The sequence below is a fragment of the Sneathiella sp. genome (assembly GCF_041689005.1).
Classification (GTDB): Bacteria; Pseudomonadota; Alphaproteobacteria; order Sneathiellales; family Sneathiellaceae; genus Sneathiella.
On record NZ_JBDNHC010000074.1, the window covers coordinates 1 to 22,644 of the forward strand.

Annotated in this window: 26 protein-coding genes; 16 read left to right on the plus strand and 10 right to left on the minus strand. The window is 53.6% G+C overall.

Going from position 1 to position 22,644, the window contains the following annotated elements; translation table 11 throughout:
- Both ACESNI_RS08595 and ACESNI_RS08600 read right to left on the minus strand, forming a co-directional pair.
- Window positions 1-580, minus strand: a 580-nt coding sequence (locus ACESNI_RS08595; RefSeq protein WP_373086130.1) for an Hpt domain-containing protein, incomplete at its 3' end; no start/stop codon positions are given.
- A gap of 183 nt (window positions 581-763) precedes the next feature.
- Window positions 764-1,402 carry a histidine phosphotransferase family protein gene (locus ACESNI_RS08600; RefSeq protein ID WP_373086131.1) on the minus strand — a complete coding sequence of 213 codons (639 nt, stop codon included), beginning with the start codon at window positions 1,400-1,402 and terminating at the stop codon, window positions 764-766.
- Between the two features lie 124 nt (window positions 1,403-1,526).
- Here ACESNI_RS08600 and ACESNI_RS08605 point away from each other — a divergent pair, with 124 nt between their 5' ends.
- The 4 genes from ACESNI_RS08605 to ACESNI_RS08620 are packed head-to-tail and all read left to right on the plus strand — an operon-like array spanning window position 1,527 to window position 6,956.
- A complete protein-coding gene (locus ACESNI_RS08605) occupies window positions 1,527-1,736 on the plus strand; it encodes a DUF3553 domain-containing protein (protein WP_373086132.1) in 210 nt (69 codons plus the stop codon).
- A gap of 8 nt (window positions 1,737-1,744) precedes the next feature.
- The gene (locus ACESNI_RS08610) at window positions 1,745-3,454 is read left to right on the plus strand and encodes an NAD(P)H-dependent oxidoreductase subunit E (RefSeq protein ID WP_373086133.1); all 1,710 of its coding nucleotides are present in this window, start codon (window positions 1,745-1,747) and stop codon (window positions 3,452-3,454) included.
- Window positions 3,451-6,204 (plus strand): formate dehydrogenase subunit alpha, encoded by a 2,754-nt coding sequence (gene fdhF, locus ACESNI_RS08615; protein ID WP_373086134.1) that lies wholly within the window; start codon window positions 3,451-3,453, stop codon window positions 6,202-6,204. The genes ACESNI_RS08610 and fdhF overlap by 4 nt, the downstream gene beginning before the upstream one ends.
- Window positions 6,205-6,242: 38 nt before the next feature.
- Window positions 6,243-6,956, plus strand: coding sequence for a type 1 glutamine amidotransferase (locus tag ACESNI_RS08620; protein ID WP_373086135.1), 714 nt, complete (start codon window positions 6,243-6,245; stop codon window positions 6,954-6,956).
- On the opposite strand, the gene ACESNI_RS08625 is transcribed toward ACESNI_RS08620, so the two are convergent.
- The 4 genes from ACESNI_RS08625 to ACESNI_RS08640 all read right to left on the minus strand — a co-directional run bounded on the left by ACESNI_RS08625 (window position 6,953) and on the right by ACESNI_RS08640 (window position 11,144).
- Entirely contained in the window at window positions 6,953-7,843 is an 891-nt protein-coding gene (locus ACESNI_RS08625) for a DMT family transporter (RefSeq protein ID WP_373086136.1), read from the minus strand. The two genes, ACESNI_RS08620 and ACESNI_RS08625, sit on opposite strands and share 4 nt — an antisense overlap.
- A 72-nt stretch (window positions 7,844-7,915) precedes the next feature.
- Complete coding sequence (locus ACESNI_RS08630) at window positions 7,916-8,707, minus strand: alpha/beta fold hydrolase (RefSeq protein WP_373086137.1); 792 nt, start codon at window positions 8,705-8,707, stop codon at window positions 7,916-7,918.
- Window positions 8,704-9,591, minus strand: a complete 888-nt coding sequence (mmsB, locus tag ACESNI_RS08635; RefSeq protein WP_373086138.1) for a 3-hydroxyisobutyrate dehydrogenase — start codon at window positions 9,589-9,591, stop codon at window positions 8,704-8,706. The genes ACESNI_RS08630 and mmsB overlap by 4 nt, the downstream gene beginning before the upstream one ends.
- Before the next feature lie 59 nt (window positions 9,592-9,650).
- Entirely contained in the window at window positions 9,651-11,144 is a 1,494-nt protein-coding gene (locus ACESNI_RS08640; RefSeq protein WP_373086139.1) for a CoA-acylating methylmalonate-semialdehyde dehydrogenase, read from the minus strand.
- Between the two features lie 105 nt (window positions 11,145-11,249).
- Here ACESNI_RS08640 and ACESNI_RS08645 point away from each other — a divergent pair, with 105 nt between their 5' ends.
- From ACESNI_RS08645 to ACESNI_RS08660, 4 genes are all read left to right on the plus strand, one after another.
- Window positions 11,250-12,155 (plus strand): LysR family transcriptional regulator, encoded by a 906-nt coding sequence (locus tag ACESNI_RS08645; RefSeq protein WP_373086140.1) that lies wholly within the window; start codon window positions 11,250-11,252, stop codon window positions 12,153-12,155.
- 177 nt (window positions 12,156-12,332) lie between these two features.
- Complete coding sequence (locus tag ACESNI_RS08650; protein WP_373086141.1) at window positions 12,333-12,626, plus strand: hypothetical protein; 294 nt, start codon at window positions 12,333-12,335, stop codon at window positions 12,624-12,626.
- 77 nt (window positions 12,627-12,703) lie between these two features.
- Window positions 12,704-13,237, plus strand: a complete 534-nt coding sequence (locus ACESNI_RS08655; RefSeq protein ID WP_373086142.1) for a DMT family transporter — start codon at window positions 12,704-12,706, stop codon at window positions 13,235-13,237.
- A gap of 12 nt (window positions 13,238-13,249) precedes the next feature.
- The gene (locus ACESNI_RS08660) at window positions 13,250-13,624 is read left to right on the plus strand and encodes an EamA family transporter (protein ID WP_373086357.1); all 375 of its coding nucleotides are present in this window, start codon (window positions 13,250-13,252) and stop codon (window positions 13,622-13,624) included.
- Here ACESNI_RS08660 and mobA read toward each other — a convergent pair.
- Both mobA and ACESNI_RS08670 read right to left on the minus strand, forming a co-directional pair.
- Window positions 13,621-14,250 (minus strand): molybdenum cofactor guanylyltransferase MobA, encoded by a 630-nt coding sequence (gene mobA / locus ACESNI_RS08665; RefSeq protein WP_373086143.1) that lies wholly within the window; start codon window positions 14,248-14,250, stop codon window positions 13,621-13,623. The genes ACESNI_RS08660 and mobA overlap by 4 nt on opposite strands.
- Window positions 14,247-15,113: a formate dehydrogenase accessory sulfurtransferase FdhD gene (locus ACESNI_RS08670; protein WP_373086144.1), complete on the minus strand. Its 867-nt coding sequence runs from the start codon at window positions 15,111-15,113 to the stop codon at window positions 14,247-14,249. The genes mobA and ACESNI_RS08670 overlap by 4 nt, the downstream gene beginning before the upstream one ends.
- 166 nt (window positions 15,114-15,279) lie before the next feature.
- Between ACESNI_RS08670 and cysQ the strand changes: the two genes are divergently transcribed.
- Window positions 15,280-16,050, plus strand: a complete 771-nt coding sequence (gene cysQ, locus ACESNI_RS08675) for a 3'(2'),5'-bisphosphate nucleotidase CysQ (RefSeq protein ID WP_373086145.1) — start codon at window positions 15,280-15,282, stop codon at window positions 16,048-16,050.
- 18 nt (window positions 16,051-16,068) lie between these two features.
- On the opposite strand, the gene ACESNI_RS08680 is transcribed toward cysQ, so the two are convergent.
- Window positions 16,069-17,058: an MDR family oxidoreductase gene (locus ACESNI_RS08680; RefSeq protein ID WP_373086146.1), complete on the minus strand. Its 990-nt coding sequence runs from the start codon at window positions 17,056-17,058 to the stop codon at window positions 16,069-16,071.
- A gap of 174 nt (window positions 17,059-17,232) precedes the next feature.
- Between ACESNI_RS08680 and ACESNI_RS08685 the strand changes: the two genes are divergently transcribed.
- Window positions 17,233-17,496, plus strand: a complete 264-nt coding sequence (locus tag ACESNI_RS08685) for an usg protein (protein WP_373086147.1) — start codon at window positions 17,233-17,235, stop codon at window positions 17,494-17,496.
- Between the two features lie 13 nt (window positions 17,497-17,509).
- Here the strand turns inward: ACESNI_RS08685 and ACESNI_RS08690 are convergent, their stop codons facing one another.
- The gene (locus tag ACESNI_RS08690; protein WP_373086148.1) at window positions 17,510-18,835 is read right to left on the minus strand and encodes a dihydroorotase; all 1,326 of its coding nucleotides are present in this window, start codon (window positions 18,833-18,835) and stop codon (window positions 17,510-17,512) included.
- A 134-nt stretch (window positions 18,836-18,969) separates the two neighbouring features.
- On the opposite strand from ACESNI_RS08690, the gene ACESNI_RS08695 reads away from it, so the two are divergent.
- The 6 genes from ACESNI_RS08695 to ACESNI_RS08720 all read left to right on the plus strand — a co-directional run bounded on the left by ACESNI_RS08695 (window position 18,970) and on the right by ACESNI_RS08720 (window position 22,630).
- Complete coding sequence (locus ACESNI_RS08695; RefSeq protein WP_373086149.1) at window positions 18,970-19,872, plus strand: folate-binding protein YgfZ; 903 nt, start codon at window positions 18,970-18,972, stop codon at window positions 19,870-19,872.
- 159 nt (window positions 19,873-20,031) lie between these two features.
- Window positions 20,032-20,604 (plus strand): DNA-3-methyladenine glycosylase I, encoded by a 573-nt coding sequence (locus tag ACESNI_RS08700; protein ID WP_373086150.1) that lies wholly within the window; start codon window positions 20,032-20,034, stop codon window positions 20,602-20,604.
- A complete protein-coding gene (locus ACESNI_RS08705) occupies window positions 20,601-20,810 on the plus strand; it encodes a hypothetical protein (protein WP_373086151.1) in 210 nt (69 codons plus the stop codon). The genes ACESNI_RS08700 and ACESNI_RS08705 overlap by 4 nt, the downstream gene beginning before the upstream one ends.
- 34 nt (window positions 20,811-20,844) lie before the next feature.
- Window positions 20,845-21,159, plus strand: a complete 315-nt coding sequence (locus ACESNI_RS08710) for a DUF1491 family protein (RefSeq protein ID WP_373086358.1) — start codon at window positions 20,845-20,847, stop codon at window positions 21,157-21,159.
- Window positions 21,160-21,307: 148 nt separating this feature from the next.
- Entirely contained in the window at window positions 21,308-22,102 is a 795-nt protein-coding gene (locus ACESNI_RS08715) for a thymidylate synthase (protein WP_373086152.1), read from the plus strand.
- A 9-nt stretch (window positions 22,103-22,111) separates the two neighbouring features.
- Window positions 22,112-22,630, plus strand: coding sequence for a dihydrofolate reductase (locus tag ACESNI_RS08720; RefSeq protein ID WP_373086153.1), 519 nt, complete (start codon window positions 22,112-22,114; stop codon window positions 22,628-22,630).
- Window positions 22,631-22,644 lie beyond the last annotated feature (14 nt).

A 22,644-nucleotide genomic window follows, 5' to 3' on the forward strand; every position in this document is an offset into this window, starting at 1 on the left:
CCTCGCCGGATATATTCCCGGCAGGCTGTGCCAAAACAGGCTCGATGTCTTCCGGTCCTTCCGCTGCCTGAAACGCCGCTTCCAGCTCCTCAAGCGATACTTCGCCCGGCCGTAACTCCTGCTGTTGAAACGCCGCTTCCAACGCCTCTTCGGTGATATTACTCTCGTCAACCGGCTGGGCCGCATCCGCGGCCAATGAGCCGGTTTTGAAGGCGACATCATTTAGCCGGTTTATCAGGTCGGAATCATTTCCGGCAGGCTCTGCTTCAGTTTCCTCAAGCGCGCCAAGAATGTCTTTGATAACATCCATGGCCTCCAGAATGATTGTGATAACCTCTGCCGTGACGGTGAGTTCGCGGTCGCGAATTTTCCCGAGCACATTTTCGCCAGCATGCGCTACGGCTTCCAACCGCGGTAGACCGAGAAAACCGCAGGTGCCCTTTATGGTATGTACGAGACGGAAAATGTTACCGATCTGGCTTTCATCGCCCGGGTCCTGTTCCAGCACGACGAGAGAGGCATCAACGATGCCTATATTCTCGTTCGTTTCTGTCAAAAACTCGCTTAAAAGATCGTCCATAACCGCAAACGCTTCCGTCCATACAAAGCAGGCTCCAGGTTAGGTATAATCACCCGGATTCTATATTCATAGAATGCCCTAGAGAAGTTAATAAGGGGTTACGAATTGGCGAACTCAGGCCGATCTTTGTCAAAGTTAAGAGGGAATGATTGACGTTGCTTTCCCTGATTAGCCGGCAAAACTTTAGAGGGACTGCACGGCAAGAGTAACGTGATCCTCTTCCATTTCGGAAATTCTGATGCGGGCGTCTGCGTTTGTACAAAGCGCCATGAGGTAATGCACGCCAACATTCTGTGCTGTCAGGTTCGCTTCACTATATCCTTTCAACAAGACATCGGTCACCGCTTCCTGCAGTCCCGCCCTTTGCCCTGTCGCCGTATAGGTAAAGGACCAGTTGCCATCCTCTATCTTTCCGGTCACTTTCAGTTCTCCCCCCCGCGGCAGGGCCCCCGCCGCGATAACGACGAGATTGCAGAGAATCTTTATGGCGTCTTTAGGCAAGGCCTCCGCCCCGCCCTCACTATCGGGCCAATCAAGGGTCACTTTGCCGTAGGACATAAAATCCCGGCTGAGATTACGAGCATCACGGAGAGAGATTTCCGATCCCATACCGCCGGCTAGTCCATAGGCCAGTCGATAGAACTGCAACCGCGCCGAGGCCTCGCCTGCACTTTCGCTGACCAACTGTGTCGCCTGCTCCCGCATATCCTCGTTGCCCTTTTCCTGAAGCAACTCGATGCCATTACAGACCGCACCGATCGGGCCGATTATGTCATGACATAATTTGGAACTCATCAGTGAGGCCAGCTTTAAATCAATCATGTTCTCTCCATTTATTTTTCTGCAGGCGTTACCGGGTTTAAAAAAGAACAACCTTTGTCGTCTTTACAACAACTTGATATAGTGAATATGCGACAATCGCCCAAGTCATTTTAAGAGAAAAATCATGTTCGCACAGTTTTCCCCGGGCCAGTATGTTCGTCACCCCTATGAGCCAGATTGGGGCATCGGACAGGTTCAATCGTCAGTCGCCGATCGTATTACGGTCAATTTTCAGCATGTGGGGAAGCAGCTCATTATTGCCAGCGTGATTGACCTAATACCTGTAACTGAGGATGAAATGCGGGATAACATAGCCGGAAATGATACTCCATAAAAAGGTGGATGATGACAGATACAGTAACCTTTTCAGTCCCGAAGGCCCCCGGCAAAGGCAAGAACAAGGCGCGGTACCAAAAAAAGGGCCGCCAAGTCGACCCGGTCGCCGCCCGAGAGATAGCCGCTCTCTTGCAGGACAGGTCCCGGCAGCCCGATCTTCTGATCGAGCATTTACATCTTATCCAGGATAGCTATGGCTTTCTTTCGGCCCCACATCTGACGGCGCTCGCGGTTGAAATGCGACTTTCCCTGGCCGAAGTCTATGAGGTGGCTACCTTTTATCACAACTTTATAGTGATTAGGGAAGAAGGGTCCGTTCCTCCCGCCATCACCATCAAGGTCTGCGACAGCCTGAGTTGCGAAATCGCGGGATCCATGAAGCTCAAACAGGAACTTGTCGAAAAATACGGTGCTGGGGTCCACGTGACGCATGGCGCCTGCATGGGACGATGCTCCGAGGCACCGGTCGTCCGCATCCGCGACCGTTACGTGCTCAACGCAAAGGCAGCCACGGTAAATGGCGCCGTCGAGGCGGAAAAGAAGAATACACCGATCGATATCCCGGAATATCTGACTCTTGAGGCCTATCGAAGTAACGGTGGCTTCAAAACTCTCGAGCGGGTGAGGAGCGGTGATGTCACAAAAGAGCAAATCATAGAAACCCTGAATGACGGCGGCCATCGCGGCCTCGGTGGCGCCGGTTTCCCCCATGCCTTGAAACTCAACTCAGTTCTTTCCGTTCCCGGCCCCCGTTATATGGCAGTTAATGCTGACGAAAGTGAGCCCGGCACGTTCAAGGATCGTTATTTCCTTAATACCAATCCTTTGCAATTTCTGGAAGGAATGCTGATCGGCGCCGAAATTGTCGACGCGGCAGCGATCTATATTTTCCTGCGAGATGAATATCCTGAATCTGCGCGCATTCTGGAAGATTGCATTGCCCTCTTAAAAAAGGAACAGCTTGACGGAAGTCGCCCGATTTACCTGCGTCGTGGCGCCGGTGCCTATATTTGTGGTGAGGAAAGCGCGATGCTGGAAAGCATTGAGGGCAAACGCGCCCTTCCCCGGCATAAGCCCCCATTCCCGGCCCATGTCGGTCTTTTTGGCCGTCCAACTCTGATCAATAACGTGGAAACACTCTACTGGCTCCCGGAGATCTTTTCCAAGGGGCCGAAGTGGTTCAAGGAAGGTGGCCGACATGGCAGCAAGGGATTTCGCAGCTTTTCCCTATCGGGCCATGTGAACAAACCCGGCGTCTATATCACTCCCGCCGGAATTACGGCGCAGGAGCTGATTGAGGAGTTTGGCGGCGGTATGAAGGCAGGCCATGAATTCCGGGCCTATCTGCCAGGCGGCGCGTCAGGAGGGTTGCTTCCAGCCAGCATGGCGGATATCCCGCTTGATTTTGGAACCCTCGAAAAGTATGGCTGTTTCATCGGCTCGGCCGCCGTGATTATCCTCTCCGACAAGGATAACCTAAAAATGGTCGCTCGCAACCTGATGCGCTTTTTTGAGGATGAAAGCTGCGGCCAGTGCACACCCTGCCGCGCCGGAACCGAGAAAGCCCTTAAGCTGTTAGAAGGTAACCACTGGGATACCGATCTGTTGACGGACCTGAGCTCCGTTATGCGCGATGCCTCCATCTGCGGGCTCGGCCAGGCGGCGCCAAATGGACTGATGTCGATCCTCAAATATTTTCCAGAGGATGTGCGATGAGTGACAAGATCACGTTCGAACTCGATGGAAAATCGGTTAGTGCCGTACCGGGCCAATCGATCTGGGACGTCGCAAAACAATATGGGACACTGATCCCACATCTTTGCCATGCTGATCGTATTGGCTTTGAAGCCGACGGTAATTGCCGGGCCTGCATGGTCGAGGTTGAGGGAGAACGGGTTCTGGCCGCAAGTTGCATCCGCACGCCAACCGAGGGGATGGTGGTGCGTACGAAAACGCCCCGGGCCGAGAAATCCCGGAAAATGGTGATGGAACTGTTGATCGCCGATCAGCCCGCGCGCGAAACGAGCTATGACGCGAACAGCCACTTCTGGAAGATGGCTGACAAGCAGGAGGTGAGCCGGAGCCGTTTCAGCCACCGCGAAATGCCGTCAGATGACCTTTCACATCCGGCGATGGCCGTTAATCTCGATGCCTGCATCAATTGTAATTTATGTGTGCGTGCCTGCCGGGACGTGCAGGTCAATGACGTGATCGGAATGGCCGGGCGCGGCGTCAATTCCAAAATTGTTTTCGATTTTGATGATCCCATGGGGGATAGCACCTGCGTTGGCTGCGGCGAATGTGTGCAGGCCTGCCCGACGGGCGCTCTGCTCGAAAAATCAGTGCTCGGGGATGATCGGATCGACCGCGAGGTTAACAGCGTCTGTCCCTTCTGCGGGGTTGGCTGTCAGCTGACCTTCAAGATACGGGACGACAAGATCCTCTATGCCGAAGGCCGCAATGGCCCGGCGAATGAGGAACGTCTTTGTGTCAAGGGCCGGTTCGGATTTGATTATATTCATAACCCGGAGCGCCTGACCGTCCCGCTTATCCGCAAAGAGGGCGTGGCGAAAGCGGATGTGGCAACACTCGATCCCGCCAATCCTTATACTCACTTCCGCAAAGCCAGCTGGGACGAGGCGCTTGAGGTTGCCGCCACGGGGCTGGCCCGGGTGCGCGATGCCAAGGGCGGAAATGCGCTTGCCGGGTTTGGCTCCGCCAAGGGATCGAACGAGGAAGCCTATCTGTTCCAGAAGCTTGTCCGGACCGGTTTTGGCACTAACAATGTCGATCATTGCACAAGGCTCTGTCATGCCTCCTCGGTTGCTGCCCTCCTTGAAACCGTTGGCTCCGGCGCCGTCTCGGCCCCGTTTAATGAGGCCGCGAACGCCGACGTCATCATGGTCATCGGCTCCAATCCAACGGTCAACCATCCGGTCGCAGCAACCTTCTTCAAGAATGCGGTCAAGAAGGGCGCAAAACTGATCATTATTGACCCACGCGGACAGGCCCTTTCCCGCCATGCCACTTATATGTTGCAGGAAAAGCCGGGAACCGATGTCGCCTTGCTGAACTCAATCATGCAGGTGATTGTCGAGGACGACTTGACCGACAAGGATTATATCCGGGACCACACAGAGAATTACGAGGCGCTGCAGGCCCACCTCAAGGACTTTTCTCCCGAAGCCATGGCGCCAGTAACAGGAATTGACCCCACCCTTATCCGTGAGGTCGCCCATGCCTTTGCCAAGGCAAAGGCCGCCATCATATTCTGGGGGATGGGCATCAGCCAGCATGTCCATGGGACCGATAATTCGCGGTGCCTGATCAGCCTCGCGCTGATGACCGGACAGGTGGGACGCCCGGGCACCGGATTACACCCCTTGCGCGGACAGAACAACGTGCAGGGCGCGTCCGATGTTGCACTGATTCCGATGTTCCTGCCCGATTACCAATCCGTTGAAGATCCGGTAATCCGTGAAAAATTCGAGAAATTCTGGAATGCCGAAATCGATCCACATAAAGGATTGACGGTGGTTGAGATCACCGAAGCCGTGCATAAAGGCGATATCAACGCCATGTATATCATGGGCGAGAATCCGGCGATGTCGGACCCCAACGTCAATCATGCGCGTGAAGCCCTCTCGATGCTCGATCATCTGGTGGTGCAGGACCTATTCCTGACGGAAACGGTGGCCTATGCGGACGTCGTCTTGCCAGCCTCGGCCTGGCCGGAGAAAGATGGCACTGTGACGAACACCAATCGTCAGGTGCAGATGGGCCGCGCGGCCGTCCCCATGCCGGGAGAGGCCCGGCAAGATCTCTGGATTATCCAGGAAATAGCGAGACGGCTCGGCCTGGAATGGAATTACAGTCATCCCCGGGAAGTTTTTACGGAAATGACGCAGGTGATGGATAGCATCAAGGGTATCAGCTGGGACCGACTGGAAGCCGCGGACGCGGTCATCTACCCTTGCGAGAGCCCGGAAGACCCTGGTCAGCCGCTGATCTTTACTGAGAAATTTCCAACCGCAAACGGCCTTGGTAAGTTCGTGCCGGCAAGCCTCATCTCTCCTGATGAAATACCGGACGCCGACTTCCCCGTCGTCCTCACAACTGGTCGGTTGCTTGAGCATTGGCACACCGGCTCAATGACGCGCCGGTCGGAAGTTTTGGATGCGATTGAGCCCGAGCCCATCGTCCATATGGCTCCCGGCATGATGGAGCGGTTATCCGTTCATCCAGGTGATGTGGTCACCGTGCGCTCCCGCCGCGGGGAGATCGATATTCGGGTACGTGCCGATGGCGGTGTACAGAACGGCATGATCTTCATTCCCTTCTGCTATGCCGAAGCCGCCGTCAACCTGCTCACCAATGACGCTCTCGATCCGTTCGGCAAGATCGCCGAGGTTAAATTCTGCGCTGTTCATGTTGAGAAGAAGCTGCTAAATCTTGAGACAGTATAGTGTAAATAATCGGCGCTGCCCGGAGATTCCTGCGAAATATGTCTGAAGAATTAGCGAGACCGATCAAGGTTGGTATATTACAAACTGGCCGACTTGGTGGCAAGCTTGGTGAGGAATACGGGGAATACCCGCAGATGTTCATGGATCTGTTCTCCCCGGCCCCTTTTGAGTACAGGACATATGCCGTCATCGACGGCCAATTTCCCAAACACGTCCTGGAATGTGACAGCTGGGTCATTACCGGATCCAAACACGGGATCTATGAAGATTTTGACTGGATTGAACCGCTAAAGAATTTTATCCGCAAGCTGATCGCGAGTGAGCAACCAACTGTCGGCATTTGCTTCGGCCATCAGGCTATTGCCGAAGCGATGGGTGGCAAGGTTGGCAAATATGTCGGTGGCTGGGGTGTTGGGTTGCGCCATTATACCGATACTAACATCGGTAAGGACGTTAATCTGCTTTCGTTTCACCAAGACCAGGTTATTTCCCCACCGACGGGCGCAGAGGTTTTCCTCACATCGGATTTTTGTAAATATGGCGGATTAAGGTACTCGCCAACCTGTTTCTCCCTGCAACCACACCCTGAGCATACGGTCCCCTTTATATCGGACCTGATTAAAGAACGGCGCTCGGTTCAACTGACGGAAAAAGTAGCCGATGAGGCGTTGGCGAGTATAAACGAGCCCAATGATCAGGACTATTACGGCCGCTGGATTGCGGATGTATTGGGCGGGAAGGTAACGGTTTAGGCCTTGCGCGCCAATTGGCCGACATACCGCTCACGATAGAAGGTATAAACCCCGCTAATGACAATGATAAAACTGCCCAGAATGGTCCAGTGATCCGGGATGTCGCCAAAAACGACTATCCCAAGAATGATCGCCCAGATCAGAATGGTATATCTGAACGGGGACGAGAAACTGATCTCACCCACGCGCATGGCCATGACACTGAAAAGATATCCAAAAATAACAAACCCGGCAGCAATGCAAAGAAGCATGAATGCGTCATTGGAAACCGGCTTCCAGTCTGTCGTGAAGGATAATATCCCGCCGACGATCGTGATCGCGATCGACGTCAGCAGTGCCACGAATAGCGAGGGGATAGCATAGGACAGGCGTCTCGTCGATAAATCGCGAAGAACAACAAAAGCCACTGCGATAATCGCCCAGACCGAAAATTCATTGAAACCGTCCGATCCGGGCCTGACGATCATGAGGACGCCGGCAAACCCGACACTAATTGCGAGATACCGGCGCCAGCCGACAGCCTCTCGCAAGAAAATCGCGCCTGCCAATGTCACAGCGAGCGGCAAGGCCTGCAAAATTGCCGTCGCATTGGCAATTGGCATATGAAAAAGCGCCGTGAGATAACACACCGTTCCGCCAACTTCACCAATAAGACGACACCCCAATGTCCAGCGATCAGTTTTTGGGATATTATAAACAATCGCTTTTTTGTAAATGACGACCGCGAGGAGCAGGCCGGTCGTAAACACACCCCGAAGGAAGATTGCCTGAAACATGTTCAGATGCTCCGACACGAGTTTCATCGTGGTATCATTAAACACAAAGGCGGCCATGCTAATCGACATAAAGGCCGCTCCCCGCATATTATCGGAAATCTGGATTGCCATCGGCAATTAGTCAACCAAACGCTTATTAAGCGCAAGCATTTACTGATTATATCCTATAGTATTTCAGGGAATTCAAAACATTGGCTCCCGAATAAATGCAACGATATATGCAAGCACGTCATCCCGCTTTTCTTGCCATGGATTATGACCGCACTTATCGAGAATTTTCTTGTGAAATTGGCCACCGATCGCCCGCTCGATCTTTTCGATCTGGCGAAGGGTACCATAGCTGTCCTCCCGCCCCTGAATGGCAAGGACAGGCGCGGTTATGGCTGGCAGATAAGTTTCAATATTCCAGCTTCTGAACGCGGGGTCGAGCCAGGCATCATTCCAGCCGCGAAACGCGCATTCGGTATTTATTCCATGGAATTTTTTAAGTTTTTCCTCGAGGTCGCCTTGCTCGTAGGCCTTCTGGGCATCCTCGATCCCAGCGACGGAAATATCCTCGCAGAAAACATGCGGTGCCATAACCACAACAGCTTTCGGGGAAATCTCTTCCGCCAGTCCGGCATAGACTAGCGCAATTGAGGCCCCGTCCGAATGTCCGACAAGGATAAAATTCCGGATATCAAAATGCGCGAGAAGGGCGGGCAGAATATTCGTTGCCTCTTCTTGCATATAATCAAGCGGCCGTGGGAGAACGCAAGGATCAGATCCCCCGTAACCAAACCGGCTGTATATCAGGCCGGCACAACCTGTCGCTGCACAAAGCTGGTCCGGGAAATCACGCCAAAGCGCGGTGCTGCCAAGACCTTCATGCAGGAAAACGAGGGCGGGTTTAGATGGATCACTCCCGGCAATCGCCCGGTATTCGATCCCCTGCTCCGCTATCGTCGCGTGTTTTAGATCAAATGGTGCCGTCACGACTTCCGGATCATATTCACAATGCCCGAGAAATCGGCTTCCTTACCTTCTCCGGACACATAGGACTCATATAGGTCCATCGCCGCCTTGCCGAGTTCAGTCGAGGCGCCGAACCCGTCCGCTGCATCCTGACTAAGATGCAAATCCTTCAGCATATTTTGCGCCGAAAATCCGGGTTTATACCCATTATTTGCCGGGCTTGTTGGCACGGGCCCGGGAACCGGGCAATAAGTTGTAAGCGACCAGCATTGTCCAGATGCCGTGGAGACGATATCGAACATAGTCTGATGCTCAAGGCCCAGCTTTTCAGCAAGAACGAAAGCCTCGCAAACGCCTATCATGGAAATACCGAGAATCATATTATTGCAGATTTTAGCGGCCTGGCCGTTGCCCGGACCACCTGTATGAACGATGTTCTTGCCCATCGCCTCAAGAACCGGTTTGGCCGCTTCAAATCCGCCCATGTTCCCGCCAACCATAAAGGTAAGCGTCCCGGCTTCCGCCCCACCAACACCGCCGCTCACCGGCGCGTCAACCATTGTCATTCCGGCCGCGGCGGCTGATTTTTCAACATCCCGGGCCGTTGCGACGTCGATGGTTGAGCAGTCGATAAACAGAGTGCCCTGACCGGCCGCCGCCAAAATACCGTTATCCCCCAGATAAACCGCGCGGACGTGATCTCCCTTTGGCAGCATGCTGACAACAATGCCGACATTCGAGGCCGCTTCTGCCGCTGTGGCCGCGGCCTCACCCCCGGCGGCGACACACTGGGCAACTGCGACCGCCGACAGGTCAAAAACCTTTACCGAATGACCGGCTTTCAGCAAATTGCGCGCCATCGGCCCGCCCATGTTCCCGACGCCTACAAAACCAATTCTGGCCATAACACCCTCCCTATAATTTTACGCCCCGGCCACAAGGGCCAGGGTGTTACATAACAAAATCATTTATGCGTCGGCATGACAAATTCAGCGCCAGCCTTGATGCTGTCAGGCCATCTGGAAGTTACCGTCTTCACTTTCGTGTAAAAGCGCACACCTTCCGGCCCATGTTGGTTATGATCACCGAACGCGGAATTCTTCCAGCCACCAAAGCTATGGAAGGCAAGCGGCACGGGGATCGGAACGTTCACCCCGACCATGCCAATTTCCACATTATTTGAGAAGGCACGTGCGGCATCACCATTGCGGGTAAAGATCGAGGTTCCGTTCCCAAACTCATGTTCATCGACCATCTTAATGGCGTCGTTAAAGGTCGGCGCGCGAACAACTGACAAGACAGGGCCGAAGATTTCCTCTTTATAGATACGCATATCTGTTGTGACATTATCAAACAGGCAGCCGCCCATATAATAGCCGTTCTCATACCCCTGAAGCGACAATTCACGTCCGTCAACGACAAGGTCCGCCCCTTCCTTCATGCCGAGGTCGACATAGCCTTTTACCTTAGCCAGATGCTCGGCGGTCACCAGTGGGCCCATGTCACCATCGGCGGCACTGGGTCCGATTTTCAGGTTCCGGACTTTCGGTGCCAGTTTTTCAATAAGTTCATCCCCGGCATCGCCAACGGCAACCGCGACAGAGATGGCCATGCAGCGTTCCCCGGCCGAGCCGTAACCTGCGCCGATCAATGCATCCACCGCCTTGTCCATATCCGCATCCGGCATCACAACCATATGGTTCTTCGCGCCGCCCATGGCCTGCACCCGTTTACCGGCGGCAGCCGCACGCGCATAGACATATTTGGCAATCGGGGTGGAGCCGACGAAACTAACCGCTTTCACACGCGGGTCGTCGAGAATTGTATCAACCGCAAGCTTGTCGCCATTGATCACGTTTAGCACTCCCTTGGGGGCGCCGGCTTCATGCATCAGTTCGGCAAGCCGCATCGGCAGCGACGGGTCTTTTTCGGACGGTTTCAAAACAAATGTATTGCCGCAGGCAATGGCCACGGCGAACATCCACATCGGCACCATCGCCGGGAAGTTGAACGGCGTAATGCCGGAGACAACACCAAGAGGCTTGCGCATGGAATACATGTCAATACCGGAAGAGACGTTGTCCGAGAATTCGCCTTTGAGAAGATGCGGGATGCCGCAGGCAAATTCCACGACCTCGATACCCCGGATGATTGATCCCTTGGCATCGGAATGGACTTTGCCATGCTCGCTCGACAGCAGCGCCGCCAATTCATCAATATTGTCTTCAACCAGCTGTTTGTACTTGAACATCACCCGCGCACGGGAAATCGGGGAGGTCGCCGCCCATCCGGGGAAAGCGGCCTGACTATCGGCAATGGCATCCCCGACTTCCGCTTCCGTCGCCAGCGGCAAATCAGCCTTATGTTCCCCGGTGCTCGGATTGTAGATAGGGCTGAAGCGCCCGGACGTCCCGGCAACGTATTTTCCGCCGATATAATGCTTTAACTGCTCTACCATAAGGTTGACTCCCAAAAAGAATTCTTATTGCCTGAACTTTACATAGGTAAAAATGCAAAGTAATTAGATAAGAACGCACATTCCCTGTGTAAAATTACACATACGGTGATTATTATTTTTGACTGGAACGATATCCGGTTCTTTCTGGAGCTTAGCCGCAAAGGGCGCCTGACGGAAGTGGCGAAATCCCTTAAAGTGGATCATACGACGGTAAGCCGCCGTGTACTCGCTCTGGAAGAGAAGCTGGATGCAAAGTTGTTCGAGGCAACCTCCCGCGGGTTTGTCCTCACTCAGGCCGGAGAACGACTGCTTCCCGAGGCCGAAGTGATGGAAAGTGCCTCGGCCGTCATTCAGGATAATGTCGGCGGGGAGAACCAGACCTTGACGGGAACCGTCCGCCTCGGAGTGCCAGAAGGCTTTGGCAGCCAGTTTCTGGCGAAGGAACTCGCCGTCTTTCAGAGCCTGCATCCAAAAATCGAGCTTGAATTCGTTGCCAACGATCGCTTCGTCAGCCTCTCGAAGCGCGAGGCCGATTTATCCATCACGCTGGCCCGTCCGCAATCGGGGCGGCTGATATCGCGAAAACTCACGGATTACCGTCTGCGGCTTTATGCAACACGCACCTATCTTCAAACTCATCCGCCCATCATGTCGGTGGAGGATCTCCGGTCCCATAATTTCATCTCCTATATCGATGAGCTGGTCCCAGACCCCCAACTCCTCTATTTGAATGACGTGATCGGAAATCCCTCCATCGGCCTTAAAAGCTCCAGCATCGTTTTCCAGTTTCAGGCGACTCTTGCCGGGGCGGGCATCAGCATTCTGCATTGCTTTGTTGCCGACGAATATCCGGAACTGGTCTGCCTGCTGCCCGATGAAATTGAAATTGAACGGACCTATTGGCTTAATACCCCGGAGGATATTCACGACCTCGCCCGCATCAAGGCCGTCAGCCAGTTTCTGAGTGACGTCGTCGGTCGTCAGCGCAAAAAATTGCTGGGTGAAAACTAGGACTTTTTATTTTGGCCGATTGATGGCATCATCAAAGCATGGTTGATACTCTGTGCATGATCAGAATTTCCCGAATTATGAGCCCGACTCTTTAATCGAGAGCCGGAATACCCGGTTGCATGGCAACCCCTTCACCTGAACTCATAATTAATTCTGCAATCATACGGATAATGACCAATGTCTTCTCTATCAGTCCAAACTCCATCCCTCGTGGAAAATGCGCTTGCCCATCGCGAGCGATTACACCACTTCACCCTGAGGGCGGCGGCCGAGCCTTCCGTTCTTCCTCGCATTCTCGAGAATTTTGCGCTTCGTAACCTGGTACCGCAAAAGCTGGAGTCTAGACAGGCGGGCGGAGATTTAGTCGTATCCCTTTCGGTATGCGGACTGGATGAAACGGAAAGTCGTCATTTACAGTTGCGAATGCTAAATATCGTGCCTGTCTACTCGGTTGATCTTGATCATTCCTAAAGAAATAGCGTCTGTCATGGTTCGATCGTAAGCGAAGCAAAAAAATAAAATACCGGGTATTTTTGTCTGCGCCTATTATGGTGGCAAAAGCGGGGACAAATCGCATTACCCAATCCGAAATAAATCGGCCGAAAGAATATCTTCTCCTGATTCTCCTTGCGAGTCTCTGGGGGTCGTCCTACTTGTTCACGCGCATCGGGCTTGAAACGCTACCGCCCGCGACACTCGTTGCCATGAGAGTGACTATCGCTGCAACTGTCCTGCTCCTCGTCGTCTGGCAGCGGGGATATAAATTGCCGACGGATCGCGCCACCTGGCGAAACTTCCTGATCCAGTCGTTCTTTAACAGCTTCGGCGCCTGGATACTTGTTGCCTGGGGTCAGCAATATGTGGAAAGCGGGTTGGCGACGGTCCTAAACTCGACGTCGCCGATATTTGTCTTCCTGCTGACCTGGTTGGTGACAAAGCATGAAACCGTCACCGCCCGGAAAGTGACCGGCGCCTTTGTCGGGCTTGCTGGCGTTATCCTGATCATTGGCGTAAATGCGTTGCAGAGCCTTGGTCAACAGGTGGTCGCCCAACTCGCCATCCTATTAAGTGCAATGCTCTAAGGTTATGCCGCCATAAACGGTAAAAAATTCAGTCATTTACCCTCCCCTGTCACGGCGGCAGGCGTCATGATCTGCGCGTCAATAGTCCTGATCCCGGCGAGCCTCCTCATTGACAGACCCTGGGAATTATCGCCGTCCCCGGCCTCCCTTGCTGCCGTCGTTACGCTTGGCGTTTTCGGGACAGGCCTTGCGCTGCTGCTTTATTTTCGCCTGATAACGACGCTGGGATCACTCGGCGCGGCAAGCCAGAGTTATTTGCGGATGGGAATAGGTGTCCTGCTCGGGATTGTACTCCTCGGCGAGAAATTTTCACTGATTATCGGGCTTGGGTTGATAACGGCGATAATTGGCGTTGCCCTCATCAATATTCCGGCTAAATCACGTTAGACGTTTTTTGAGCTAAATCGTTGTTCCGCCTCCGCCAGATCTTCGGGACGGTTGATGTTAAAAAACGGATCGCCCTCGTTATCCTCCCAGACAACCTCCACCCGAGGATAGCGATCAGCAAAGACTAGGATCTTGCGTAAATCTTCTTCAACCAGCGCAGCGCGTAAATCGGCGGCCAGTGACATCGGCCATAGGCCCACAACTGGGTGGACGCGGCCGACTGACTGCGCCATGACGATCGTCTTTTTTGATCCCTTCAATCCCGCCGCCAGCCGGGCCACCAGATTATCCGGGATGAAGGGCGCATCGGTGGGGACACTCAACATATGGCTCGCGAGGTTCGATCGATCGTTAAAATATTCAAGCCCTGTCAATATTCCGGCTAGCGGGCCAGCGAACCCGCGGATGCTGTCCTTGATAATCGGAATGTTCAAATCCGCCGCCTCGTCCCTGTCGACATTCATGTTGAGGACGAGATCCGATATTTGCGGATTAAGGGTCTGGATAATCCGGGACAGCAGCGTTTTCCCGCCGAGAGTCTGTAGGAATTTAGCCCCGCCCCCCATGCGTCGCGATTGCCCCCCGGCGAGAAGGACACAGGGAAATCTGCCGGCCTCGTGAGTCATCGCGATGCCTTTCGCTGATGTTTCGTGGATTCCTCCGGCACCTGGTCCGGATCGATGTCATAGATAAGGCGTTCAGCGCCGGAAAGACAGACGAAACGCTTCCCTTTCGCCCTGCCGATCAAGGTCAGGCCGGACTGACGAGCGAGATCCACGCCCCAGGCGGTGAAGCCGGAGCGGGAAATAACGATGGGAATCTGCATTTGCACCGTCTTGATCACCATTTCGGACGTCAATCTGCCGGTGGTATAAAAAATCTTGGCCTTGGGCGAAATTTTATGCCGCCACATATAGCCCGCTATCTTGTCAATGGCGTTATGACGGCCGACATCTTCCATATAGACCAGAGGAACATCGCCCTCGCAGAGGACACAGCCATGAATAGCGCCGGCTGTGAGGTAAAGGGACGGCTGCCTGTTAATCTTGCGCGACAGGGCGTAAATCCACGAAGTTTTCAAAACGGCGGCGGGATCGAGCTCTATCTCCTCGAATTTTTCCATGACATCGCCGAAGACTGTCCCTTGCGCGCAGCCCGACGTCTGGGTTTTTTTCTTTAGCTTATCCTCGAAATTTGTTTCATGATCCGTCCGAACGACAACGACGCCAAGATCGTCATCATAGTCGACCCCGGCAATGATATCGTCCGTCTGCAGCATATTCTGGTTGAGCAGATACCCGATGGCCAGATACTCCGGATAGTCGCCTATGGTCATCATCGTCACGATTTCCTGGCCGTTCAGGAACAGGGTCAGCGGCTTCTCAACAACGACCGGCAGCGTAATAGCGGCCCCGGTATGGTCGACCCCTTGCATGCTTTCGCTCAAGTTCCGGGCCGATGGATCGGGTGCAATCGTAAATTCTTTCATGAGCCTATAATGATAGGAAAATTGCCGATGTAAAGTCCGCGCTGGATAAAGCCCCGGAAATTCAGAATCTGACCTTAATGCCAAAAATAACGAACCGAACAGATGACACAGGGATTTTTATCGATATGGTACAAAATTAACTGCGTACTTTTTCTGGATTAGATTTATGGACCTTGATCGCCCGGCACTCACCTCTGCCATTACGAAACTCGCCCGTGAGGCCGGAGATAAAATTCTCGCTATATACGAACAGGATTTTGACGTCAAAATCAAATCCGATTCCTCCCCCGTGACCGAGGCCGATACTGCCGCGGAAAAAATAATTCTGGCCGGATTGAAGAAGATCGCACCTGATATCCCGGTTCTTGCAGAAGAGAGTAACGCAGCCGGAAATATCGTCGATTTATCGGGGGGTATTTTCTGGCTTGTCGATCCACTCGACGGCACCAAGGAGTTTGTCCATAAGCGCGGCGAATTCACTGTGAATATTGCCCTGATTGAGCAGGGAGCCCCAACCCTCGGCGTGATTCATGTCCCGGTAAAGAATACAACCTATTTCGCGCAAGGCCCCGGAAAGGTCTGGCGGCAGGACGGGGACGGCACGCCATTTCCCATTGAAACGCGCATCGCCCCGGACCACGGACTGACAGTTGTCGCCAGCCGGTCTCACCGAACACCCGAAACCGATGATTACATCAAGAAATTCAAGGTGGCCGAGCTGATTTCCGCGGGCTCCTCCCTGAAATTATGCCTGCTCGCCGAAGGCAAGGCTGATTTGTATCCGCGGTTTGGCCGGACGATGGAGTGGGATATCGGTGCGGGCCAGGCTATTTTAGAAGCCGCCGGCGGCTGCGTTGAAACCCTCGACGGCACTCCTTTGCGCTACGGCAAGGACGGCCATGACAATCCGTTCTTTATTGCCAAGGGCCGACGCTAGACTGCTATTTTCTCAACGTCAGGCATTCACGTCGATAACCACCCGCCCCTTGATCTGACCTTTTAGGATCTGTTCCGCCAGTTTGGGCAAATTGCTCATTGGCTCGACAGTCGTCATATCGTCAAAAAGCGATTTATCAAGATCGGCGGCAAGCCGAGACCAGGCTTCCTCCCGCGCTTCCCGGGATGCCATGACGCTGTCAACGCCGAGCAAGGAAACCCCGCGGAGGATAAACGGTAAGACGGAGGTTGGCAGATCATTGCCACCCGCGAGCCCGCAAGCCGCCACGGCACCGCCATAGTTAATCTGAGCAATCACCGCCGCAAGGGTTTTACTACCGACGCAATCGATGGCGCCAGCCCAGCGTTCCTTGTCGAACGGCCGTCCCTTGCCCATCGTTTCTTCGCGGCTGATGACAGAGTTAGCACCCAGCTTTGTCAAATAGTCATGTGTTTCCACCCGGCCGCTGGAGGCAACAACCGTGTACCCCAGTTTCGCAAGCAAGGCGATGGCAAACGACCCAACCCCTCCTGCGGCGCCCGTCACCAGGATTTCACCCTTATCGGGCGTGATCCCGGCTTTCTCCAGCGCGAGAACACATAGCATCGAGGTATAGCCCGCCGTCCCGATCGCCATGGCTTCCTGCGCGGTGAAGGCGTCTGGCAGCTTAATCAGCCAGTCAGAGCTGACTTTCTGCTTCTGGCTATAGCCACCCCAGTGAAGTTCCGACAGACCAAAGCCGTTGACGACAACCTTGTCGCCTGCCTTGAACTCATCCGATGAGCTTTCAAGCACGGTACCCGCAAGATCAACGCCGCCGACCATGGGCAGCCGGCGGGCAATTCCCTTCCCCAAAACGGCAAGACCGTCCTTATAATTCAGTGTCGAGTAGGCAACTTCCACAAGGACATCCTCGTCCGGCAGATCCGCGACCGTCAGGTCCTTGAAATTGGCTTGCTGCTTGCCATCATGATCCTCGATAACCAGCGCCCTGAAGGTTTCACCCATGCTTTTTTCCTCTTATTTCAATGTATTTTACTCGTTATAGCCTGTTCAAGGCCCCATACGAAAGATAAAAATCCGCCGCAGTCCGATAAGCAATTGATTGTTAATTATTTTATTCTAATATTATTGAAGGAGACGAAACTTCTCCGTCCGTTGCGTAAAATATGGAGTTTTAAAATGAAAGAGATAGAAAAAAAGTTAAACGGCTATGTCCTGACGACCGCAGAAATTCTGTATCACCTTCCGGATTATCCTGAATTATTGCAGACCTATATCTGGCAGGAATATGACAAGGCGCCCACCTTTCCCACATTAAAGAAATTTCTCGATTTCTGGGAAAGAAAACTCGATGGGCGGCTGCACTCTGTCCGTTTCGCCACGAACAAACTGATCTATCCCAATGAAATGCTCTTCACGGACGCGCAGTATCAACTGCATTAATCGGGGAGGATATTTACAAGCATTCCTGAAAGCGCACCGGTTCACCGCCCGCTTTACCGAGCAATTCGCCGTCGCGCATGACAATTCGACCCCGTATGATGGTGCCAACTGGCCAGCCCGTGACCGTTTCGCCTTCAAAAGGTGACCAGCCACATTTCGAGGCAAGCCAATCAGAAGTGATTTCCTGGCGTCGACCGAGATCGACCAGAGTGACATCGCCGTCGTAGCCGAGAGATAACCGCCCCTTGCCTGCCACACCGTAATTTCGCGCCGGGCCGGCGGAGGTGAGTTCCATAAGATGCAGGAGACTGAGCTTGCCATTGTTGCAGTGGTTGAGCATCAGCGGCAGGAGGGTTTGAACCCCCGGCATACCTGAGGGACTTTCCGGATAGGGCCGCGCCTTTTCTTCGCGCGTATGAGGCGCATGATCGGAGCCGATCACATCGACGACACCCTGTTTAAGGGCCCGCCATATCGCATCATGGTGCCGCTTACCCCGGATTGGCGGGTTCATTTGCACGTAGGTACCGAGCCGGTCATAGCAATCTGGCGCAAAGAGAGTCAGATGTTGCGGGGTCGCTTCCACCGTCGCAATATCCTTATGTTCCGCCAGCAACGCCATTTCCTCCTCTGTCGTGACATGCAGCACCTGAATACGTCGACCGGTTTCCCGGGCAATTTTGAGGACCCGTCGCGTTGCTCGTAACGCCGTTTCATCGTCGCGCCAGACAGGATGATTGTGAGGAGTATCAACGGCAAGATGCTTGCGTTCAATCAGACGCGGTTCGTCCTCGGCATGAATTGCTACCCGCCGAAACCCCGCCTCGAGGACGCGGCGGATATCAGTGTCACTGTCGACAAGGAGGCTGCCCGTTGACGAGCCCATGAACAGCTTGACCCCGGCAACCCCTTCCTGAAGTTCCAGAAATGGCAGATTCTCCACATTTTCGGCAGCTGCACCGATAAAAAAGGCAAAATCCGTCCAGGCTTTTTCCCTCCCGCGGCGCACTTTGTCCGCCATATCCGCTGCGGTCAGCGTCAGCGGCTTGGTGTTCGGCATCTCGAATATTGCCGTGACCCCGCCGAGTGCCGCTGCGGCCGTACCAGTCGCCAAATCCTCCTTGTGCTCAAGTCCGGGTTCGCGAAAATGCACCTGGCTGTCAATAACGCCGGGAAGTACATGTAGCCCGGTTGCATCTATCACTTCGTCCGCTTCAAGCCCCGAAAGAGCCCCGATAGCGGTAATTTTCCCATCCGTAATGGCGAGGTCCGCCTGCTCTATTCCGCGTTGAGACACAATGGTTCCGTGTTTAATAAGTAGGCTGGCTCTATCCGTCATGTCTCCCCCGAAGTTCATTTCATCTCTTTCTTCATAATCTTCTTGGCGGCTCTTGCCAAGAGTGTCATCTTTGCTTACCTGTAAATCATGGCGTTACTGAGGAATTTTCCTCACTTCGATATGAATAGACAGATATGAAAATCGCACCTCTGGATAACCGGACAATACTTACCCTGAGCGGCGCCGATGTTCGCCCGTTCCTGCAGAACCTCATCACGAACGATATGGATAAGGTGAGCGATACGCGGGCGATTTACGCGGCGCTCCTGACGGCACAGGGCAAATTCCTGCATGACTTCATTGTTGTGAAGCGCGGCGCTGACTTCCTACTCGATTGCGCGCGCGATAGGAAGGACGACCTGATCCGAAGGCTGACCATGTATAAACTTCGTGCCGATGTGACAATAGCTGAAAATGGCGAACACGTCTTTGCCCTCTTTAGCGATGGCGCCGCGAAAGCCGCAGGCCTGCCTGAGGAGGCCGGTGCCGTCAGGGCTGAGAAATCGAGCCTCGTTATGATCGATCCGCGGTTAGCTGCCATCGGGGTCCGGGTCATCGCGGATGAGGGCTTCGATCCTAAAGCTGATTTCCTATCCGCCAAAGAGGTTACTGACGAAAGCTATGAGGCCCATCGTCTCGCCCTCGGCATTCCGGAGGGCGGTACTGATATTCTGCCGGAAAAGAATTTCCTGCTGGAGGCCAATTTCGAGGAACTGAATGGTGTCAGCTTTGCGAAAGGCTGTTATGTCGGGCAGGAATTGACCGCGCGGACCAAACATCGCGCCAAAATCAAGAAGCGCCTGTACCAAATCAATTTTGATGGCAACCTGAGCGCTGGCGACAAAATTACCTGCGGCGAAAAGGAAGTTGCCGAAGTTCGTTCTTTCTCAAACGGTCATGGGCTCGCTCTTGTCCGCCTTGAGTCTTTTGCGGAGAGCGAAGAAGAGGAACTAAAGCCGGCAGGCGTGAGATTATCGGAGCCTGAGTATTTAACATCCCCCGCCCCTACTGCCCGGACATCCGTTCCCACCTCCTGATTGCAGGGCGCGTTTCCTATCCTCAAGACGGGTCAAAAAGTGGCTTGCGTTGCCAGATTGAATGGCGTATTTTTCGGAACAAATAAAGAACATGTTTTGCTGGCCTGGATGAAATATGCGTTGCTGCGGCACAATTTATGCCCGGAGGAAAGATAGTATATGAGTGATGGATGCACTTGGTACGGAGAGGATCCTTTCTATAAAGCCTATCATGACGAGGAATGGGGCGTGCCCGAATATGACAGCCAAGCCTTGTATGAGAAGCTTATTCTCGACGGATTTCAAGCCGGCCTCTCCTGGATCACAATTTTACGCAAAAGAGAGAATTTTAAAGTCGCCTTCGACGGATTTGATCCGGCCATTATTGCCCGTTATGACGAGGCCAAGGTTGAGGAACTGATGCAAAACAGCGGCATCGTCCGCAATCGCGCCAAAATTCTAGGGACTATCGCCGGGGCGAAGCTTTTCCTTGAGATTGAGGAGAAGGAAGAGGGGTTTTCAAATCTTCTCTGGCAATATCTTGATGGCAGGCCTTTGCAGAACAACCGCACATCCATGGCCGCTGTTCCGGCCGAAACAGAGCTCAGCCAGAGAATTTCAAAAGACCTGAAAAAACGGGGATTCAAGTTTGTCGGACCGACCATTGTCTATGCCTTCATGCAGGCGGTTGGTATGGTCAATGATCATGTTGTCGGTTGCCCTAGGCATCAGGAGGTTCGACGGCTCGGATGACGGTGCATAAAGATATTCGTGAGATTCATGAACTGACCGGCGAAGTGGCCCGCCATTATGTTGAGAAATATGGCGAGGATGCCTTGCCTTTGCTTGAAAAATCAGCTCGGGGTTTCGAATTGAGCGGCGACCTACACATGCGCAACAGAATGTTGAGACTGCGCGATGAAATCCTGATATCCCAAATACACACCCCCGCTGAATAGAGGATAGATTCTGGAACCCCGCCTGAAAGCCGAAATCTGGGTCAAGGCCCATATCCGCAAATGTGCCCAGCAGAATGTGCCAGTGATGGTGACCCGACGCGGCGATGATACGGCCGGGTCCGTGCTCATCAAGATTAATCGTTTGGGTCCCGGCTGCATGGTCCTCACCCCAACAACCAATTTTGAAACCGGTTCACGCCAGTGGCTTCGCGGCACCGGGGCCGACTGGGTTGGGGAGACCGACGCCGATGCCTATATCGAACGGCAGGTCAAGTTCGACCCCGATCTCTGGGTTCTGGAAATCGAAGACCGCGAGGGCCGGGCGTTTCTGGATGAGAAAATAGAATAAATATAATTTAACCGGTTAATTATCCTAAGGCTTTAAATCCAGAAGAAGCCTGTTTTCCCCTGACAAGGCACGCTGTTATGATTTATCATGGCACGAAAGTGGGATAATCTTTATTCAAGTATTTTAGCCCTGATCGGGACATCACTCTATGCAGCAATATCTTGACCTTCTTCGAACCGTTCGTGACGACGGCGTCCTCAAGGCGGACCGGACGGGGGTTGGCACCTACAGTATTTTTGGTCACCAGATGCGGTTTGATCTAGCGGCGGGATTTCCCATGCTGACGACCAAGAAACTGCATTTGAAATCCATTATTCATGAACTTCTGTGGTTTCTCGCCGGCGATACAAATGTCAAATACCTGCAGGATAACGGCGTACGCATCTGGGATGAATGGGCGGATGAGAAGGGCGATCTCGGACCGGTTTACGGCTCTCAATGGCGGTCGTGGCCTGCTGGCGACGGACGCACAATAGACCAGATCAGCAACCTGGTTGAGCAGATCCGCACCAATCCCAATTCCCGGCGGCTGATCGTCAGCGCCTGGAACCCGGCGGAAGTCGACAAAATGGCGTTGCCCCCTTGTCATTGCCTGTTCCAGTTTTATGTGGCCGAAGGCAAGCTGTCCTGCCAGCTTTACCAGCGCAGTGCCGATGTCTTTCTTGGTGTCCCGTTCAATATTGCCTCATACGCGCTGCTGACGATGATGGTGGCACAGGTCTGCGGTCTCGAGCCCGGTGAATTTATCCACAGCTTCGGCGATACCCATTTGTACGCCAATCATCTGGAACAGGCGGATTTACAGCTTAACCGCCGTCCCGACAAGCTTCCGACGCTTCGGGTTAATCCCGCCGTCCAGGATATCTTTGCCTTTACCTTCGATGACTTCGAACTCGTTGGCTACCAACCCGCCGCACATATCCCGGCCAAAGTCGCCGTTTAAGGGCCGCTTGTGACAAAAATCACCCTCTCCGCCATGTTCGCCGTTTCAGAAAATAACGTCATTGGCCTCGACAACGGTCTGCCGTGGCGACTGTCAAACGACCTCAAATGGTTCAAGGCAACGACTATGGGGAAGCCGGTTATTATGGGGCGCAAAACATTTGAATCCCTGCCCTTTTTGCTGCCGGGGAGACCGAATATAATCGTCACCCGCAGCCCCGACTTTAAAAAGGATGGCGCGATTGTTGTCCATTCGGTGTCGGACGCTCTCGAGGCGGGACGCAAGGCGGCAAGGGAAGTCAACGCGGATGAAATGATCATAATCGGCGGTGCGGAGATTTACCGGCAATGCCAGGATAAGCTGGACCGCCTGTACCTGACCCGAGTGCATGCAGACGTGGCGGGAGACATCTTCTTACCAGAAATTGATCCCGCTGATTGGCGCGAGGTCTCCCGCATCCTGCACAAGAAATCCGAAAAAGACATGTTCGACCATAGTTTTATCGTTCTGCAGCGAATTAACCATTAACAAAAAATTGACGA